This window comes from Dactylosporangium thailandense (assembly GCF_059739745.1).
Genome location: NZ_AP029195.1, coordinates 11,867,686 through 11,884,794 on the forward strand (window position 1 = coordinate 11,867,686; position 17,109 = coordinate 11,884,794).

At 71.7% G+C, this 17,109-nt stretch carries 12 protein-coding genes and 4 tRNA genes; 4 read left to right on the forward strand and 12 right to left on the reverse strand.

The window, feature by feature from the left end; genetic code table 11:
* Position 1: 1 nt before the first annotated feature.
* From AC6JBM_RS53440 to AC6JBM_RS53450, 3 genes are all read right to left on the reverse strand, one after another.
* A complete protein-coding gene (locus AC6JBM_RS53440) occupies positions 2–2,605 on the reverse strand; it encodes a hypothetical protein (RefSeq protein ID WP_497981133.1) in 2,604 nt (867 codons plus the stop codon).
* Between the two features lie 77 nt (positions 2,606–2,682).
* A complete protein-coding gene (locus AC6JBM_RS53445; protein ID WP_497981134.1) occupies positions 2,683–7,158 on the reverse strand; it encodes a DUF6603 domain-containing protein in 4,476 nt (1,491 codons plus the stop codon).
* A gap of 10 nt (positions 7,159–7,168) precedes the next feature.
* The gene (locus AC6JBM_RS53450) at positions 7,169–9,010 is read right to left on the reverse strand and encodes a ComEC/Rec2 family competence protein (protein WP_497981135.1); all 1,842 of its coding nucleotides are present in this window, start codon (positions 9,008–9,010) and stop codon (positions 7,169–7,171) included.
* A 518-nt stretch (positions 9,011–9,528) separates the two neighbouring features.
* Here AC6JBM_RS53450 and AC6JBM_RS53455 point away from each other — a divergent pair.
* Positions 9,529–10,284, forward strand: coding sequence for a DinB family protein (locus AC6JBM_RS53455; protein ID WP_497981136.1), 756 nt, complete (start codon positions 9,529–9,531; stop codon positions 10,282–10,284).
* Between the two features lie 274 nt (positions 10,285–10,558).
* Here AC6JBM_RS53455 and AC6JBM_RS53460 read toward each other — a convergent pair whose 3' ends face one another.
* The 5 genes from AC6JBM_RS53460 to AC6JBM_RS53480 all read right to left on the reverse strand — a co-directional run bounded on the left by AC6JBM_RS53460 (position 10,559) and on the right by AC6JBM_RS53480 (position 12,409).
* The gene (locus tag AC6JBM_RS53460) at positions 10,559–10,801 is read right to left on the reverse strand and encodes a hypothetical protein (protein WP_497981137.1); all 243 of its coding nucleotides are present in this window, start codon (positions 10,799–10,801) and stop codon (positions 10,559–10,561) included.
* A gap of 189 nt (positions 10,802–10,990) precedes the next feature.
* A tRNA-Val gene (locus AC6JBM_RS53465) sits at positions 10,991–11,065 on the reverse strand.
* Positions 11,066–11,099: 34 nt separating this feature from the next.
* A tRNA-Cys gene (locus tag AC6JBM_RS53470) sits at positions 11,100–11,170 on the reverse strand.
* A 15-nt stretch (positions 11,171–11,185) separates the two neighbouring features.
* Positions 11,186–11,258 (reverse strand) — tRNA-Gly (locus AC6JBM_RS53475).
* Between the two features lie 110 nt (positions 11,259–11,368).
* Positions 11,369–12,409: a CapA family protein gene (locus tag AC6JBM_RS53480; RefSeq protein WP_497981138.1), complete on the reverse strand. Its 1,041-nt coding sequence runs from the start codon at positions 12,407–12,409 to the stop codon at positions 11,369–11,371.
* Between the two features lie 71 nt (positions 12,410–12,480).
* Between AC6JBM_RS53480 and AC6JBM_RS53485 the strand changes: the two genes are divergently transcribed.
* A tRNA-Gly gene (locus AC6JBM_RS53485) sits at positions 12,481–12,553 on the forward strand.
* Between the two features lie 4 nt (positions 12,554–12,557).
* Here the strand turns inward: AC6JBM_RS53485 and AC6JBM_RS53490 are convergent.
* From AC6JBM_RS53490 to AC6JBM_RS53505, 4 genes are all read right to left on the reverse strand, one after another.
* On the reverse strand, positions 12,558–14,255 hold the full coding sequence (locus AC6JBM_RS53490; RefSeq protein ID WP_497981139.1) for a CehA/McbA family metallohydrolase domain-containing protein: 1,698 nt from the start codon (positions 14,253–14,255) through the stop codon (positions 12,558–12,560).
* Positions 14,256–14,301: 46 nt separating this feature from the next.
* The gene (locus tag AC6JBM_RS53495; RefSeq protein ID WP_497981140.1) at positions 14,302–15,042 is read right to left on the reverse strand and encodes a YaaA family protein; all 741 of its coding nucleotides are present in this window, start codon (positions 15,040–15,042) and stop codon (positions 14,302–14,304) included.
* A gap of 5 nt (positions 15,043–15,047) precedes the next feature.
* Positions 15,048–15,458, reverse strand: a complete 411-nt coding sequence (locus AC6JBM_RS53500) for a GntR family transcriptional regulator (RefSeq protein WP_497981141.1) — start codon at positions 15,456–15,458, stop codon at positions 15,048–15,050.
* Positions 15,459–15,623: 165 nt separating this feature from the next.
* Positions 15,624–15,965 carry a hypothetical protein gene (locus tag AC6JBM_RS53505; RefSeq protein WP_497981142.1) on the reverse strand — a complete coding sequence of 114 codons (342 nt, stop codon included), beginning with the start codon at positions 15,963–15,965 and terminating at the stop codon, positions 15,624–15,626.
* A gap of 80 nt (positions 15,966–16,045) precedes the next feature.
* Here AC6JBM_RS53505 and AC6JBM_RS53510 point away from each other — a divergent pair, with 80 nt between their 5' ends.
* Together AC6JBM_RS53510 and AC6JBM_RS53515 are read left to right on the forward strand one after the other, a co-directional pair.
* Positions 16,046–16,564, forward strand: a complete 519-nt coding sequence (locus tag AC6JBM_RS53510; RefSeq protein WP_497981143.1) for a hypothetical protein — start codon at positions 16,046–16,048, stop codon at positions 16,562–16,564.
* Positions 16,565–16,739: 175 nt separating this feature from the next.
* Entirely contained in the window at positions 16,740–16,895 is a 156-nt protein-coding gene (locus AC6JBM_RS53515) for a hypothetical protein (protein ID WP_497981144.1), read from the forward strand.
* Positions 16,896–17,109 lie beyond the last annotated feature (214 nt).

A 17,109-nucleotide genomic window follows, 5' to 3' on the forward strand; every position in this document is an offset into this window, starting at 1 on the left:
CTCACGCCTTTCCGCTGGTCGGGGTGGTGTGCAGGGTGAGCCGGTGCGCCGGGGCGAGCAGTTCGGTGGCGAACAGGGCGGAGCCCATCGGCACGTCGGTGCCGGGCATCAGCTGCAGCAGCCGGGCGTGGATGGCCTCGGCGAGGTCGTACACCCGGACGACGGACGGGTCGGCGGAGCGGGTGAAGGCGGCCCGCAGGCCCGGCTGCCCCGGTGCCGGGAAATGGGCGCCGAGCTCGGTGCCGTCGGGCCGGCGCAGGACCACGCCGTCGGAGCCGTCGGCGTCGAAAGCGAAGTGCAGGCCGTGCCAGGGCTCGGTGAGCGTCACCGTGTCCGGCACGCGGTCGAACAGGGCCAGCAGCACCGTGTCCGAGAGCCGGTCCAGGCGCAGCAACGGCACATGTTCGCCGCCGGCGCTGGCCTCGACGGCAAGGCCGGGCCATCCGGCGACCACAGCCGAGCGCAGCAACAGTCCCGTGCGCCGCTGCGGTGTCCTAACTGCATCCGGGCCAGGGTCGGGACGCTCCGGCGCTCCGGGAATGTCCGGCAGCCCCGAGGGAGCGGGTGTGGAGGAGGCCGTTCCGGCTGCCGCGGAGGCACCCATCCCGGCCGGTCCGGCACCGCCGGTGGGCACGGCCAGCTCCGGCCGGCCACGGTCCGCGGCGCGGACCGCGCCGACCTTGGCGGCGACGATCTCGACCAGCGGCCGGCTGATCGCCCGGTGCAGTTCCAGGTCGCGGCTGCCTTCGACGCCGATGCTCAGCGCACCGTCGATCAGCGCCGCGATCCAGCCGCTGTCGAGGTAGAAGAACCGCAGCGACTCGACCGGCAGCATCCGCTCGTCCGGGATCAGATGGCGGAACGGGACCCGGTGCAGCAGCGCGAGCTCGGCCAGCCAGCCGGTGGCGGCGTCGGTCGCCGGGCCGCGCGCGTGCCCGGCCAGCAGGTCCTGGACATCGGCGCGGGAGAGCAGCTCCTGCAACTGCTCGACCGGGTCGAGCCCACCGCCGCGCCCCGGCCTGCGGGGGACGAACGCGGCCTGCGGGTCCAGTTCCGGCGGCCGCGGTGGCACCACCTCCGGCGCGGCCTCGAGCATGCCGTCGGTGCCGTCGAGGGTGCCCTGGAGGTACAGCGGTGAGAGCGGGGGAAGCAGCGCCGCCGCGGCAGCGGTCAGCGCGGCAGGTGCAGTGGGCGCGGCAGGTGCAGGAGGTGCGCTGGTCAGCATCGAGGTCAGCCGGTCGCCCATCGCGCCGGACAGCAGCTGCGCGAACGTATCCCGGCTGCTGGCGGCGAGCAGATCCGCCGCGGTCGACCCCGGCGGTCGCCCCGAACCCGGCGCCGGTGTGAGGTCGGCGAACAACGGCGAACCGGCCCGCGCCTGCAGCATGCCCACGACCTGGAACGCGGCCCGGCGGGCGTTGACCATTGCCACCGCGAAGCCGCGGTCGGCCAGCGCCGCGAGCCGGCCGGCCTCGAACGCTGCGGCGTAGGAGACGTCGAAGACGCCGTCGGACTGCGAGTAGATGGTCACCTCGGCGGCGGTCGCGTAGTGCGGGGTGCCGTCGACCGGGCCGGGCAGCGGCTGCGCGGGGTACGGGGTGAACGGTCCGCGGTACCAGGCGAAGGTCTGCTCACCGGTCGGCAGCCGGTAGTCCAGCGCCGTGTAGCCCTGCCGGAGGCGGGTCAGCGCCGCGGACGGTGGCGCGTCCGCCGGCACCGGGATGCGCGGCAGCATCGCCTCGGGCCCCGCGGGTGCCAGACCGGCCAGCAGCCGGCCGATGTCGCCGCCGCCGGCGGTGTTCGACGTGAACGACCAGGAGGTGAGCACCGCCAGCCGGAGCAGGACGTCCGCGTCGTCGGGCGGGGTGCCGTCCGCGCCCGGCAGATAGGCGGCGAGCCCTTCCAGGGAGACGAGACAGGCGAGGTTGGCCGACCCGTCGCCGGGCAGGCGGTTGCCGACGACGACGGCGTGCCAGCCGTCCCGAGCCGCCTGACCGGCCGCGCGGGTGTCGGTGTCGGTGCGCCGGACGTGCGCCAGCAGCCGGGCCTCCGCGCCGGTGGGTGTGATCGCGGTGAACCGCCGCCGGGGCAGCGTCAGGCTGGTCATCTCCGTGGCCAGCACCTGCGCCGACAAGCCGTCGGCGGCGACGGCCGGTGGGCGCACCGCCGGGTCGGAGCGGTCCAGAAACTGCGCGACGGTCCCGCGGTGCAGCACCGGACCGGGCTCCAGTTCGTCGGCGCGCAGCACCAGCAGCGCCAGCCACGGAGCGTCCGGGTCGTCGCCGAGCCGGCGCTCCCAGGGCAGTGTGCGCCGGTTGAGCACGATCGATGGGAGGGTGGCCCCGAAGTTCCCGGAGCTGTTCGCGGGTGGGTACACCTCACCGACGTCACCTGCGTCGAGCACGAACCGCGGGGCGTCGACGGTGAAGGACTGGGTGCGCGACCCGAAGTAGGTGCCGGTCGCCAGTCCGACGATGTGCTGGTCGGCGGTCAGCTCGTAGGTCCCCGCCTCGAGGCCCGGGCGGAACAGGTCGTAGAACTGCACGGCGCCCGGTGGCAGCGCCGCCTCCGTGGCGGGTCTGGCGCCCGGCGTCGGCTCGCTCATCGACATTCCTCTCCAGCTGGTGCCACCCGGCGGCTGCCGGTGCGGTTCGTGTCCGCTTGCAGTGCGCCGCGGCCCGGTCAGGGTGCGGCACCGGTGAGCATCGGCTCGTCGGTGAACAGCGTCCCGGCGGCCGCGGCGAAGGCGTCGACCGGACCGTTGGCCGTGGGGGCCGTGCCGAGCTCGCCGAGTGCCGCGAACAGGGCGGCGCGCGCGGCCACGGCGCCCGGGGCGGCGATCTGCGACGCGATCGCGCCGACCGCCCGGGGGTGTGCGGCCACCGCGCCGGCCGGATCCGCGGCACGGCCCAGCGGCAGGGTTGCGTCGTTCTGGACCTGCGCGACACCGAGGGTGCCGGCGGCGTCGACAGGTCCCCCGCTCCATCCCGCCACCGCGGCCGGTGCGGTGAGGGTCAGACCGGTGAGCCGGTCGGGGACCAGCTGCGCATCGCCCGCCTCGAGCATCGCTCCTGTGCCGGTGCCCCACAGCGCTGCCGGCACGTCGGAGGTGACGCCGGCCGCGTGCCAGCCGGTTGCTGCCATGTCGATTTCTTCGTTGGTACCGTGTGCCGAGCGTTGCAGGACGACGGTCTGCTGCACGGTCAGGCCGGCCCTGCGCAGCGGTCTGATCGACACCGGCGCCGCGGTCAGCACGGAGTGCTGCGTCGTGGAGCCGAGCAGCACCTCGGTGACCGGCACGGCGTTGCGCAGCGTGACGGCGAAACCGTCGGCGCGCACCGGCCACGGCTCCGCCGCACCGGCAGGGCCGCTGGCTGGTTCACCGGCTGGTTCACCGGGGCCGGTCTGCGGCACGGCCAGGCCCGCCGTCGCGGTGAACGTCGTGCTGGCCGCAGGCACCGGCAGCAGTTCCTGGAAACCGGCCCAGTCCAGCAGCGCTGCCTCGGCCGGGTCCTCCGGCGCCCCGAAGGCGATGGTGAACGTGACGACCCACAGCCGAACCGTGACCGTCCCGCCGGTCGGTGGTCCCCACAGCTCCAGCTGCGCGCCCGCCTCCAGATGCAGGGTCTTCGACGTGAACAGCAGGTTGGCTGTGTACTCGATGCCGACGCTGACCCCGACCGTGGTCCGGAACCGGAACGGGGCCCATGCGACCAGCAGGTCCGCCTGCGCGGTGAACCAGGCGGTCAGGCTGCCGTCGTGGTACCGCACGTCCAGCGTCCCGCCAGCCATGATCGCCGACGGGGTCAGGGCGAAGTAGGCGGTGCCGGAGATGCGCACCGCCTCGTCGAGCGACCAGCTGAACCCGACCCGCGGCACGACCGGGTAGTGATCCGGCGTGTCGAAGGCCGGATGGTAGCCGCCGACGGTGATCGCGAAGTCGCCGGCGTTGCGGTGCTCGCCGAACCAGGCGTAGAAGGCGAACCCGCCGGTGAGCACGCAGGCCGGGTCGAGCAGGTACGAGCTGCGGGTCAGCACGGCGGACAGCGCGAAGACCCCTTCACCGGGCCGCAGCACGCTGCGCAGCTGGAGCTGCAGCTGGGCATACGGGCGGGCGGCCCCGGTCGACGGGAACCGGGCCGTGGTAACCCCGAGCAGCATCACCGTCAGGGCGTTGCCGAACTCCACCGCCAGCAGCGCGGTCGTGTCGAACTGCCGGTACGTGTGGAACCGGACCCCGGCGGCCAGCCACGTCTGTCCCGCGGCGGGACTCAGCCACGGCCGCGGACCGCCGGTGAGCGCGGCCAGCGCCTGCGCCGCACCGCCGTCCGTCCCCAGCTCGCTAAGGCCGGCCACCAATGGGAACTCGGCCACCTCGGTCATCGAGGGCAGCCGGATCGTGGAGTTGTAGCCGAAGCCCGCCGCCAGCGCGGTGACCGAGAACGCGGGCGGGCCGCCGAACGCCGCCGCGGCACGCAGGAACAGGAACATCGACGGCTGCCCGTCGACCTCGGTGTACGAGCCGTACGCCAGGGCGCCCCAGGACTGCGCCGAGACGGCCGCGCCGCCGTCGTACCGGAACGAGGCACCATCGGCCGGTGGCACAGCGCTGAACCCGCCGAGGATCACCAGCGGCGGATTCGCATACGACAGTGCCATGCCCCGCAGCGAGAACCGCGGCACGAAGTCGGTCACCGGCACGCCGATCGCGGCACCCTGCAGGACCAGGGAGAACCCGTCAGCCTCCAGCGAACCGTCCAGCAGGAACCACACCGCGGCGTCGGCGAAGCGGGCACCGGCCCGCGCGATGGTGACCGGCCCGAACGCCTTCTGCACGGTGAACCACACCGTGCCGTCGGGGTCGCTCGGCGGTGCGGCGACCACCCCGCCGGGTCCGGACGACGGGCCGACGGTCGAACCGCTGCGGGCCGGCGTAGTGGCCGAACCACCGGCTGCGGCAGCACCGAGCGTGATCGGGATGCGCTGCGCGCCGAAACGCAGTACGGCCGACACAGCGAAGGCGGCAGCGGTGCCCTGCTCCGGGAACCTCGGATAGCCCGCCCGCACGAGCGTGTTCGCCTCGGCCGCCACCTCCGGGGTGATCGGCTCACCGGACAGCACCACCTGGAACAGTTCGGCGGCGCAGGTCTCGTCGCCGAACGTGCCGCCGAGCGCGCCGCCGACCAGCGGCAGATCCGACAGCCCGACCGGGCCCCCGACGGACAACGCAGCCAGATAGCGGGTCCCGGCGTCCTGGGCGGGCAGCGCGACGAAGACCGCCGTGCCGTGCGCCACCGACCGGGCGGCGACCATCAGCCGCCGGGAGGCCGAGTCGTAGGTCAGGTCCGCAGCGGCCAGCGTCAGGTCCAGGCCCGGCGGCAGCCCGGGCACCGGCAGCTCCAGCTCCGCGGCCAGGTCGTTGAGGGAGAGCGGGGGATGCTGCGGGTCGGCCGTCCAGTGCGCCCCGATGCTCGTGTCGCTGCGGCCTTCGCGCCGGTCGAGCGCCACCTCGCAGAGCATCCGGCCGATCGCCAGTGCGGCGGTGCACCGGACCGAGAAGCCGTCCGCGCCGGCGGCGGTGACGTCGACGTGCAACCGCAGGCCGAGATGGTCGCTGTCACTGACCGGCAGCCGCACGTGGGCGGTGAAGGTGAAGTTGTGTTCGGTGTCGAACTGCACGAACAGCTCGTCGACGAGCATGCCGGTCACGGCGGGCGGCAGGGTGACCGCCCCGAACCGCCCTGCCAGGTCGGCGATCAGCGCGCCGACCGTGATGCTCTCCCGCTGGCTGGTGGCGCCGGTGAACACCCACCTGTCGCCCGTCCTGGGGCTGCGCGCCTCGATGAGCAGGGTGGCGCCGCCGAGCTCGACGTCGGCGAGGAGGCTGCCGGAGTAGCCGACCTGCTCCTTCGTCACCGTGATGCTCAGGCCGCGCAGCGCCAGCGGGCCGATGGCGAGGTCGTCGTCCTCCGCGGTCAGCTCGAACGTGTAGCCGCCCAGGTCCGGCTGTGCGCTCAGGGCCAGCTCGGTGACGACGATGTCGGGGAACCCCCCGGCCGTGCCGAAACAGTGCTCGAACAGCGCCCGCAGGCGGATGCTGCTGCCGCGGGCGAGCCGCCCGCCGAACCGGAAGTCGGGCAGGCGCACACTGACGTCGATCCGGACGCCGGCGAGCGTGACATGGCCGGCCAGGACGGTGTGGCGCAGCGCGGCGGCGTGCGGGTCGAAGCCGATGGTGACCCCGTCGATGCTGATCTCGCCGAGGCCGACCGCGTCCGTGCCGGCGCGGACCGTCTCCTGCAATGCCGCGCCGCCGACGAACCCGGCCATGTCGGCCAGGCTCGGCAGCGTGCCGTCGGCCGGGACGATGCGCAGCTCCCACGGTCCGGGGGCGCCGAAGTCGACCGAGATCGTGAACTCGCGCCCGATGATCAGCGTGGCCCGCAGACGCGCGGAGAACCAGGTGGTCGACAGGCCGTTGGGGCGCGCCCGGTGCGTCCGGCCGAGCGTGAGCCCGACGGAGCGCAGGACGAGCAGGTCGGGCACGATCACCCAGTCCACGGCCGTGCCCAGGCTGAGCGTCAGGGTGCTCATCGGCGCCGGGCCGTTGCGGGTCAGCAGATCGAGCCCGTCGATGGTGACCGCGGCGGCGAAGGGTCCGGCGGCGGGCAGGGCGGTGGCGGGTGGCGCGCCGGTCAGCAGCGCCATGAGGTCGGCGACACGCCGCGGGGGTGGCCCGTCCGCGCCCAGAACGCAGCGCAGCCCGTCGTCGGTGACTGTCCCGGCGACCGGCAGCGCCAGCGGGCCGACGTGCAGGATCCCGTCGACGCCGAGGCTCACCTCCGGGATACGGCCGGCCGCGATCCTGCCGACGGTCAGCGTGACCGTGCCGGGAACGAGCGCGTCCACGCCGAACGCGCTGACCGGCCATGCCCCGGCCGCATGTCCGGTGACGGTCAGGCGCTGCGGCCAGACAGCGGTGTCGGTGAGGGTGAACGACGGCGTGGCGAGTGACAGCCGGCCACCGGGCAGGCCGCCCAGGAACCCGGCCAGCCGGGTGTCGTCGATGGTGCCCGGCGCGAGCACCAGGTGTCCGTCGGTGACCTGTGACTCCAGCCGGGACCTGACTTCCCCCAGCGGAAGGCCGGCGATGTCCATCCGTGGCCCTTCAGTAGATCGTCTCGACGTGGAGTCCCGGGACCGCCACGTAGCGGATCCAGTAGCTGGCGGTGAACCGGCCGGTGGCGGGGGCAGCCGCCGCCGTGACTGCGGCCGCGGTCACCCCGGCAGCCGCGGCCGCTCCGGCGGCAGCCCCGCCCAGCAGCGCGGCGGCATGCACCGCCTGCTGGACGCGGGCCAGCACCGTCGCGTGCCCGATCCCGCCCAAGGTGCCGGCGACCGCGGCCACGGCGGCGACGACCGCGGCCTCGGGTGCCGCCACCGCCGCACCGGTCGCCGCGGCGTGGACGGCCGCGACGATGGCTGGCACACCACCTGCGATCGCCGCCGTGCCCGCGGCGACGGCCGCCACGATCGCCGCCGGGGCCGGGCCGAGGCCGGGCGCCGCACCGAGGATCGCCTGGATGACGAAGTCGATCCTGAGGTCGGCGGGGCCCGCACCGAGCAGCGCGTCGGCCAGTTCCGGCCCCAGCAGGGCAGGCAACGCGACACCGAGGACGTTGGCCGTCTCGGTGAGCGTGGCGTCCAGGGCGCACGCTTGCAGGCCCCTGGCGTCGTACTGCGACTGGACCTGGGTGACGTCCAGCCGTACGTGGCCCGGTTTGACAGGAAGCACCGCGGGCACCGGATCGCCCGCGATCTCCGAGGAGTCTCCCCCTCCGTGGGCCGGCCCGCCGGGATTGTGCGGGAACTCGTATCCGGTGAGATAGTTCGGCACGGGACGCAGCTGCGGCGGCGCTGCGCCGGCAACATCCGGATGACCGTCCAGGATGCCGACGGTCCGTTGCGCCGGATGGTGGTACTGGTTCGCCGTCCCGCAGGAGATGATGACGGCCTCCGGCCGCATCCGATCGATGAAGCTGCGCCGGGAGGCCGTCTTGGCCCCGTGATGGCTGGCCTTCACCACGTGCACGCGGCCGGCTACCGAGTCGGTGCTGTTGAGGTATTCGGCGATGAGGCGTTCCTGGGCCGACTCGATGTCTCCGCCGATGTAGTACCGGAACGTGCCGAACTGCAGTTCGAAGGCGAGACTCATCTCGTTTTTAATCTTCTCGGCGCTGGCGAGCGCGGAGCCGACGCGGTAGAGCGAGTTGCCCGCGTCCTCCCGGACGAACCGGTTCGCGGCGATGCACGTCATGGTCGGCGCGCCGGGCCGGGGCTGGTTTGACGGCTCCCCGGCCGCGTCGGTCCACAAGATTTCCCGGCCGACCAGCCAATAGGGGTGCCACCAGTCGGCCAGTGTGGCGGCGTGGATCACGGCGCCGGGCGGCACCGCCAGCGGTGCCGGCGCATTGACGGGCGGGTTGGGCGGCACGGCGCCGTGCACGCCGAACATCATCGGCTGGGTCCGGACATTGTTCACCGCAGCGGGACGCACCCGCACAGCCTTGCGGTCCTTGACCGGCACCTGGGTGTTGGCGACATTGCGGGTCACCCTGGTCCGCCCGTGCCTCACCCCGATGGCGTTTGCATACAGCAGGTAGTTGGCTTCGTCCGAGGCGGTCTCGCCCTGGTCGAAGACCAAAGTGTTGTCGTAGATCCCATGATGGGGGCGCAGCAGGAGGCTCCGGATACCGTCCATGTGGTCCGCGTCGTAGTGCGTCACCACCATCACGTCGAGTGGGTGCTGACCGCCGCCGGTGCCAAGATTCACGTTGTTGATCAGGTAGTCGTGCACCGTGTTGCCCGCCATCGCCCGGCCACCGTCAACGAGGCACGTGCGCATGGACGGCCCGTGTGCGTGGCCGAGGCCGTCGTCTTCGGCGACGATCAGGGTCGCATCACCGGAACCGACGACGTCGATGTGGTGGATCTCCAATGTCCAGGTCATCGGTGCGCCTCCCGGCGGGTCTGCGGTTCGGCCTGCGGCACCGCCGCGACATCGTTCAGCCGCAGCCCACAGACTGCCGACGACCGGCAATGTACACGATCCAACTCGACGAATTTGACGGCTTTCAAGGCCAACGCCCGGCATCAATGGCTGGAGCGACGTGGGTGCTGGTCCTCGACATCCTGGCGCACTGGCGAACCGGACGGCCGACCCAGAAGACTTTGTGGCCGGATACGACCGGGAGGCCGGAATGGCGCCCTCGGTGCGGCAGTTGAACCGATGGATCTGCCGACGACCCGACGACCTGGTCGACCGCGACAGCGTCCAACTGCAGGCGATCCTCCAGCGATGCCCGCAACTACGCGCCGCCACCGACCTGGTCCGGTCGTTCGCCGACATGCTCACCTGCCTACGCGGTCAGCGACTCGACGCCTGGTCGGCGTGCCAGTCGGACGGCGCGAAGACGCACGCTGTGCTACTCGTTGACGCAGGCGGGACGGATGGGGAAAGTTGTCTCGATGCCTGCTGCCTACGCCCAGAGTGACCAGTTCCGTGGTGCCCGCATCCACCTATGCGATCTTGCCGGCCTTGAGATTCGCGATTGCGAGGTCAGCGGCCTGAAGATCGTGGACTGCTATGGGGGCGACGTCTACCTCGGTGGCGCCTTCGAGCGCCTCGTTGTTAACGACGTCGACGTGACTGCCTACGTCGAGGCCGAGCTCGACCGGCAGCATCCCACGCGGGTGCTGGCGCGTGACGCCGCGTCCTGCGTCGACTACCGGGCTGCTTGGGATGCCATCGAGACGCAATGGGAGGCGACGCTCGACCGAGCAGGGCTCCTGCCCGAGGCCAAGCTGCACGAGCAGGTCAACGGCGAGTGGTCGTTCGTCGAGACCCAACGGCACCTGCTGATGGCCGGCGATGCCTGGCTTGGTAATGCCGTGCTCGAGGAGGATGCGCCGTATCACCCGTTGGGCCTTCCCCACGGCGGGATGCCGCCCGACGCAGCGGCGAAGCTCGGGCTCACCCTCGAAGCCACCCCGACGCTCGACGAGGTACTCGCGCCGCGGCTCGCTCGCATGGCCACGATGCGGCGTGTCGTCGACGGGCTCACCGAGGCCGAGCTCGATCGGGTGTGTGGTCGCAAGCCGGCGGACCCATATCCAGACCGGGAGTACGTCGTGCGCCGCTGCCTCAAGGTGGTGCTCAAGGAAGAGGCCGAGCATCACCGTTACGCGGTACGCGACCTCGCCATGCTCGAGGCCGGTGCCTGAACCTGGTGACGGCGCCCACCGAGCAGGAGCGCTGACCGGTCGGGCGACTTCCGGCCGGCGACGCCCCACCACCGCAGAAGTCGGTCTATCGCTGCCCCAGAGCCAGATATGGCGCAGGGCACCTCACGCCGGATGATGAAGAAACCGAGATCGGCGTCGGCAGCAACCTCGAGAACATGGCACAGGGCCTTGCCCCCGCCAGCGGATGCGCGCAACGAGAAATGCGCTTGGTCCAATTTCGCGGCCATCGATGGGGTATCCCTGGCTGAGGATTCTATGGATGATGAAGGTGCCCCTGCGCCTTGGCGGTCACAGCCGCCTTGCTATCGACCTTGACGTGGAACCGATGACCCTCCGGGTGCTCGGCGTTTGGACCGTGAACCGAGAGGTGAATGGCTTGCTCTACGCCGAGAGGTTCAAGGTAGAAATCGGTCTTCTCAGCGGTAATGCGCCAGATGTTGCCGAGCGGGCCGGAGGTGTCCACGCCGAAGGCGACCAAGATCTCCCGTTTTTCCATCCAGGCGACCTACGGGCGTCGCCATGCCAGTGCCCCAGCGCGACTACGGTTGTACGGGAGCGCGGCAGCTTGTGGATGACGTGGTGATCTGTGCCACCGTCTGAGGCTGGGTCCACGGTCAAACGACGGTCAAACGATCAAGAGGCCAGATCCGCGGCTTCCGAATCTGGCCTCTGACCTGGTACTTCATGGTGGGCGATACTGGGTTTGAACCAGTGACCTCTTCCGTGTCAAGGAAGCGCGCTCCCACTGCGCCAATCGCCCTAGCGGTGCTGCCACACAAAATGCGGCGACTCCGAGGTGGGAACGGGATTTGAACCCGTGTACACGGCTTTGCAGGCCGTTGCCTCGCCTCTCGGCCACCCCACCGTGGTGACTTTCCCGAGCGGACGACGGGATTCGAACCCGCGACCCTCACCTTGGCAAGGTGATGCGCTACCAGCTGCGCTACGTCCGCACCGCCAGCTGCGTTCCCTGGCGACGGATGCAAACTTTAGCCGACCTCCAACCCCCATGCCAAACCGGTATCCCGCTTCGGCGCGTCGAGACCGTCTGAGCTGGGGTTCTTCATCCGGACAAACCCGCGCAGGTGCGCAGGCCCGCGTAGCGGCGGCTGAGCTTGTCGGCCGCGGCGCCCGTGAGCAGGACGGGCTGGCCGGTGTCGGAGACGACGGCGGGCAGGAACTCCGCCTTGGTCACGGCCCTCGCGCGGACCGTCAGGCGCAGGATGCCGGTCTCGGTGCTCTTCGAGGTGCCGTACCAGAGGAAATTGCCCAGGCCGTAGGCCACGTAGGTGCTGCCCAGCCAGCCGGAGCCCTGCAGGGTGTGGGCGTGGGCGCCGATGATCAGGTCGGCGCCGGCCTTCGCGAGGCGGGACGCGAAGGTCTTCTGTTCGCTGTTGGCGCAGCTGTTCGCCTCCTCGCCCCAGTGGTTGAACACGATCACGAGGTCGGCCTGGGCCCGGGCGGCGGTCACCGACGCTACGGCGCGGTCGGTGTCGAAGGCCAGGGCCACGCCGGGCTTGTCGGGGCCGGGGCCCCACGTCGAGGCGAGCTCGTGGACCTGGCTGAAGCCGAGCAGCGCGATGCGGACGCCCTTCACGGTGGTGTAGAGGGGCGCGTAGGCGTCCTCGGTGTTCTTGCCGGCACCGAAGTACGGGTAGTCCGCCGCGTGCAGGGCGTCGAGGGTGTCCAGGAGGCCTACTCGGCCGTAGTCGAGGATGTGGTTGTTCGCGATGGTGACCGCGTCGATCCCGGCGGCCTTCAGCGCGTCGACGGCCCTGGGGTCGGTCCGGAAATGGTACGTCTTGGGCTCCGGCGTCCCCCGGGTCGTGATCGCGGTCTCGAGGTTGACCACCGTGAGGTCGGCGTCGGCGAGCGTGGACGCGATCGGGCCGAACGCGGTCGCCGGGTTCGACAGCAGCTTCGCGGTGCGGTCCATGAAGTGCACGTCGCCGGCGAAGGCGAGGTGCAGCTCGGCCGGCGCGGGGGAGGCGGACGGAGTCGCCGCGGCCGACGCGGGGGCCGGGGCCGCCGGCGGAGGGGTCGCGGCCGGGGCATCGCTGCAGCCCGCGAGCAGCAGCGTCAGGGCGAGCGCACGCACCTTCACGGCGTCACGCTAACGGGTGACGACCCCGGCTGGGAGTCCCGCGGGCGAATGCGCTAGAGTCGTTTCTCAGTGCGGACGTAGCGCAGCTGGTAGCGCATCACCTTGCCAAGGTGAGGGTCGCCGGTTCGAATCCGGTCGTCCGCTCTTTTCATACCGATTCCCGCCGGCGCCCGGCGGGAATCGGTCGTTTCGGGGCCTTGTCCAGCACCCACAGCGGATTGGACACGCCCACCACGTCGCCCCCGGCGAGACGGACCTGCAGCCGGACGTAATGACCCGGCAATACCGTGACGGTTTTCGATTTCACCGTTTTTGCCGACGGTACCGCGGCCGCCTCGTCGACCACCCCGACGACCAATTCCGCCTTCGCCCCGCCGGGCAGGCCGGTCGCGATCGCGTCGACGGTCACCGGCGCCCGCGTCATGAGCACGGCACCCAGATGCGAAACGCCGCCGACGCGCAGATCGAGGCTGCCCCGGTACCGCGCCAGATCCGTGAACCACGCCGCCCCCTTCGCCATCGCGGCGAGCAGATCCGGCTGGGCGAGCGACGGCGACCACACATAGGTGATGTCGTGTTCCGGCTCCTTCGCCCAGTCCGTCGCGTCGTGGTCGTCGCTGCTGCCGACCGCGGTGAAGAACAGCGCGTTGCGGCAGGCGACGTCGAACACCCACAGCAGGTCGTCGTACGGTTTCCGGCCGATCTCGACCAGGTCCACGCCGAGGAAGTCCCGTTCCAGCATCAGCTTCACGAGCTCGTCGCGCTTCGCCACGTCCATCGGATGGTTCCAGCAGACGAGGCCGCCGTGCGCCTTCAGGTACCGCACCATCGACGCCGTCAGCGCCGGGCTGTCGTCGCGGACCGGCGGGCTCGGAAACGACGGGAACCGCTGGTCGCCGCCGAACCAGTTCAGGTGCCGCACGAGCGAGATCTCCATCGCGCGGAAATGCGTCACGCCCGCCCCGTGCTTCGCCGCCGCGGCCGCGATGACCTCGGCCCGCAGCTGCTCACCGGCCTGCCCGGCGCGCCGCGAGCGGTGGAACGTGAGCCGGTCGGCGACGAATCCGGCGCGCTGGACCCCGATGCGCAGCCCGGTGAGCGCGTTGTCGCCGGCGGCGATGGCCGGCCACAGTTTCGCGACGTCGTCGCGCGGCACGAACGTGCATTCCTGCCATTGACCAGCCTTGATGGGCAGGCGCACCGTCCCGTTCGGCCCCGCGGCCGTGTGCGTGGCGGCGGCGAAGGGCCCGATCTGGTACCGCATCCGCAGCACCCCGAGGCCGGGATGGTTCGACAATTGCAGCTCGAACAGCAGGGAGCCGTCCGCCGGGAGCGTTTCCGGCAACAGGTCCAGCGTCAGCTCGGTGTCGGCGATGCAGGCGTTCATGGTGTTGTTCCAGGACTGCCCGCGGTACCAGATGATGCCCTTGTTCTTCGAAACGAGCCGGAGGGCCTTGCCGGTGCCGTCCTGCGGCGAATGGGGCGAGGCGACGAACTCGGCCACGACCCCGGTCGGCTTGCCCTCGGTCTCCTTGACCCATGTCCAGTCCATTCCGCGCTCGGGCTCGGCGGTCCCGTCGAAATGGACCGCCTGGCGGTGCTCGAACGCGGCGATGCGGAAGTCGTGATCGGTCCACCAGATCACGTCGACATTGTTTGCGCGGGCCTGTTCGAGGTGCGCGGAGAAGCTCGCGAGGCCCTCGCTGAACGGGCCGTGAATGTGCGTCGCCATGCTGACCGGCCGCACATTTCCCGGGGCCGGCTCCGTCGCGGGTGGCACGACTCCGGCGGCGAGGGCGGCCCCGGCGGCGCTCAGCACGGTGCGGCGGGTCAGTGGGTGGTCCACATTCCCTGACGTTCCCGGAACACCGCCGGGCGGCGCAGGCGAATCGCTAAAGCTGCTCCACATGGATGTCGAGCTGACCCGGCCGGGGTTCCTCGACGCGGTATCCGAGGTCGCGCAGCGTCTCCGTGAGCCGCGCCGGCGTGCGTGGCCGCGCCCCGGACTCGAGCAGCGCCCGCACGATCCGGCCCTTCGTCGCCTTGTTGAAGTGGCTGACGACCTTCCCGCCGTGCAGCACCCGCACCGTGACGGCGTGCGGCGGCGTCCACATGCCCGCGTACGCCGACGAGCGCAGGTCCAGCACCAGCTCGTCCCCGGCCACGGCGTCCAGCGGCGCCTTGAGCGCCGCCTTCCAGTGCGCGGCGAGCGGCCCGGTCGACGGCAGCCGCACCCCGATCGAGCACCGGTACGGCGGAATCCGGTCCCCGACCCCGACCACGCCCCACAGCCCGGAGAAGATCAGCAGCTGCTTCGCGGCCCGTCGTTTCGCGGCCGCGTCGAGGCTGGCGAGCCCGAGCGCGTCGTAGAGCACGCCGGTGTACACCTTCCCGGCGGCGACCGCGGGGGCGCTGGTCAGCCGCGCGTTGCGCTCGACCTCACCGGTCTGCCCCGCGCCGAGCCCGAGCGTGCCGATCGCGAGCTGCGGGTCGGCCGCGAGCGCGACGAGGTCGTCGAGCACTTGCCGCCGCGCGTCGCCGAGCTCGGGAACGGACAGCGTGGCGAGATCGACCGCCCGCCCCCGCCGCGGGGCGTCGGCCTTGCCTTCGGAGGGCGGCAGCAGGATGAACACGGCGCCTATTCTTCAACAACCACCTCGACGGTCTCGGCATCGACCTGCTCGACGGTGCCGTCGGCGCGGCGGATCTCCAGCAGCGGCACGCCGCGCTCGATGCCGAGCCGCGCCCGCTCCTGCGGGCTGGGCATCCGCCCGACGAGCACGGCCCCGCGCTCGAGCACGACCCGCCGCCGCTTCGGCCGGGCCCGCACCCGCGCCGCCCGGCCCCGCTGGGTGGCGATGAGGCCCTCCTCGCGCAGCAGGGCCAGGGCGCGCCGGACGGTCATGAGGCTGACGGCGAACTCCCGCATGAGGAGGGCCTCGGCGGGCAGCGGCAGTCCTTCCGGGTACTCGCCGGTCGCGACCTGCTCCCGGAGCCGGTCGGCCACGGCGCGGTACCGCACCGCCGGCCCACTGCTCCGCCCCCGCACGCGGCGACGGTAGCCCACAAGGCCGTATGGCCATAAATATTGCTCAACACAAGTGCTTCCGCCGATAGCCGCCACGAGGCTCCGACTCTGTGGATCAGGTCCCGAGGGGTGATCTCGCTGTCAGTCCGGAGGAGTTGCTGTCACTGGCACGATCCGGCAGATGGCTCAGCCGTCACACCGAACGTACGACTGCTCCAGCCTGACCTGATCCAGCACGACCGCACCGACGGCACACAGCCCGACCAGCGTGGCGAGCGCGAGCGCAATCCAGATCAGCGCGCCTCGCCGGCGACCCGCCAGGCCGAACCCGGCCGCGACGAGCAGCGGGCCGCCCACCCCACAGGCGGCAAGCAACATCATCGACCCGTCATCCGGATCGGTGCACGCATTCACGTGCCTGGCCATCCGGAAGAAATACGGAGTGCCGAGCAGCCACGCCAGGAACCCGGCAAGGATGAACAACGATCCGACGACTAGGAGCGCGCGTCGCGGCGCGGCCGTTTTCACCCCTGCAGCATGACCAGGCTCGAGGCCGGCGACAATGGCACCGACGGCGAATTGACGTGCGCCGTGCCAAGATACCGGGCATGCCCGCCCCCGAACAGCAGCCGCATGTCCTGGTCGAGTGGGCACAGTACGTGGCCGTCGTGCGGGGCGGCGTGTCCGATCGCTACGCCCGGTTCTACGCGCCGCTGGCCGTCGGCAGCGCGGCGCTGGCGTTCCTGCCGCTCTTCGAGGACGTGGTGGTCCGCGACGCGGAGGGCAACGTGGAGCTCACCACGCGGTACGGCACCGTGTTCGACATGGCCGGCCGCCCCGGCGGCGGCCCGGCCGTGATCGGGGTGCTGCTGCTCGGCGTACTGGTCGCCGCGCTGACCTACGCCGCGTTCCGGGCCCGCACCGCGGTCGTGCCGGGCGTGATCGCGGCCTGCGCCGGGCTGATCGCGCTGATGCTCGCCACGAAGCCCGGCACCGGCACCCCCACCCCGGACCTCACCGACGGCGGCGTGGCCGGGCTCGTCCTCGCCCTCTGCGCGGCCGCGCTCGGCATCGCGCACGCCATCCAGCTGAGCATGCTGAAGAGGGCGGCCGGAAACCGTCTTTGACGCGTTCAGGGGTCTGCCGTCGTACGCTCGGCGGCGTGGACGTCGCCGAACGCATGGGCCCGGGCCGCACACGCCCGCCGAGGCTTGGCGGTTCATCGCCGAACTGTTCGCCGGCTTCGGGCGGCCCGTCGCGGACACCGACGGCTACACCGCCGACAAGCTCGCCGCGGCGCCGATGCCGCTACCCGCCGCCGTCGCCGGGTTCCACCGCCGGTTCGGCCGGCGCCCCGAGTTCACGGACGGGCAGGACCGGATCGTCGAGCCGGCGCGGCTGCGCGTCGACAACGGCGTCCTGGTGATCCGGGACGAGAACCAGTACACCGCCGAGTGAGACGGTCTTCGCCGACGAGGATCTGTACAACAGTGCGGAGCATCTACAACGCGGTGCCTTCCCGGAGTATCAGGCATACCCCGGCGCCGGCCCGACACTGTGGCTGTCGGCGCCGGGCAAGCTGGTGCGGGTCGACCAGCACCAACCCCCGTGGATCTACGCCCGCGGCCGGTCGGTGAAGGAACTTGGCGAGCTTCTGGCCGACATCGGCGCT

Excerpts from the sequence above, each read along its gene's own strand:
- AC6JBM_RS53510 (WP_497981143.1), top strand. The coding sequence starts at position 16,046 with ATGCCCGCCCCCGAACAGCAGCCGCATGTCCTGGTCGAGTGGGCACAG.
- AC6JBM_RS53515 (WP_497981144.1), top strand. The coding sequence starts at position 16,740 with ATGCCGCTACCCGCCGCCGTCGCCGGGTTCCACCGCCGGTTCGGCCGG.
- AC6JBM_RS53455 (WP_497981136.1), top strand. The coding sequence starts at position 9,529 with ATGCCTGCTGCCTACGCCCAGAGTGACCAGTTCCGTGGTGCCCGCATC.
- AC6JBM_RS53450 (WP_497981135.1), bottom strand. The coding sequence starts at position 9,010 with ATGACCTGGACATTGGAGATCCACCACATCGACGTCGTCGGTTCCGGT.
- AC6JBM_RS53445 (WP_497981134.1), bottom strand. The coding sequence starts at position 7,158 with ATGGACATCGCCGGCCTTCCGCTGGGGGAAGTCAGGTCCCGGCTGGAG.
- AC6JBM_RS53460 (WP_497981137.1), bottom strand. The coding sequence starts at position 10,801 with ATGGAAAAACGGGAGATCTTGGTCGCCTTCGGCGTGGACACCTCCGGC.
- AC6JBM_RS53440 (WP_497981133.1), bottom strand. The coding sequence starts at position 2,605 with ATGAGCGAGCCGACGCCGGGCGCCAGACCCGCCACGGAGGCGGCGCTG.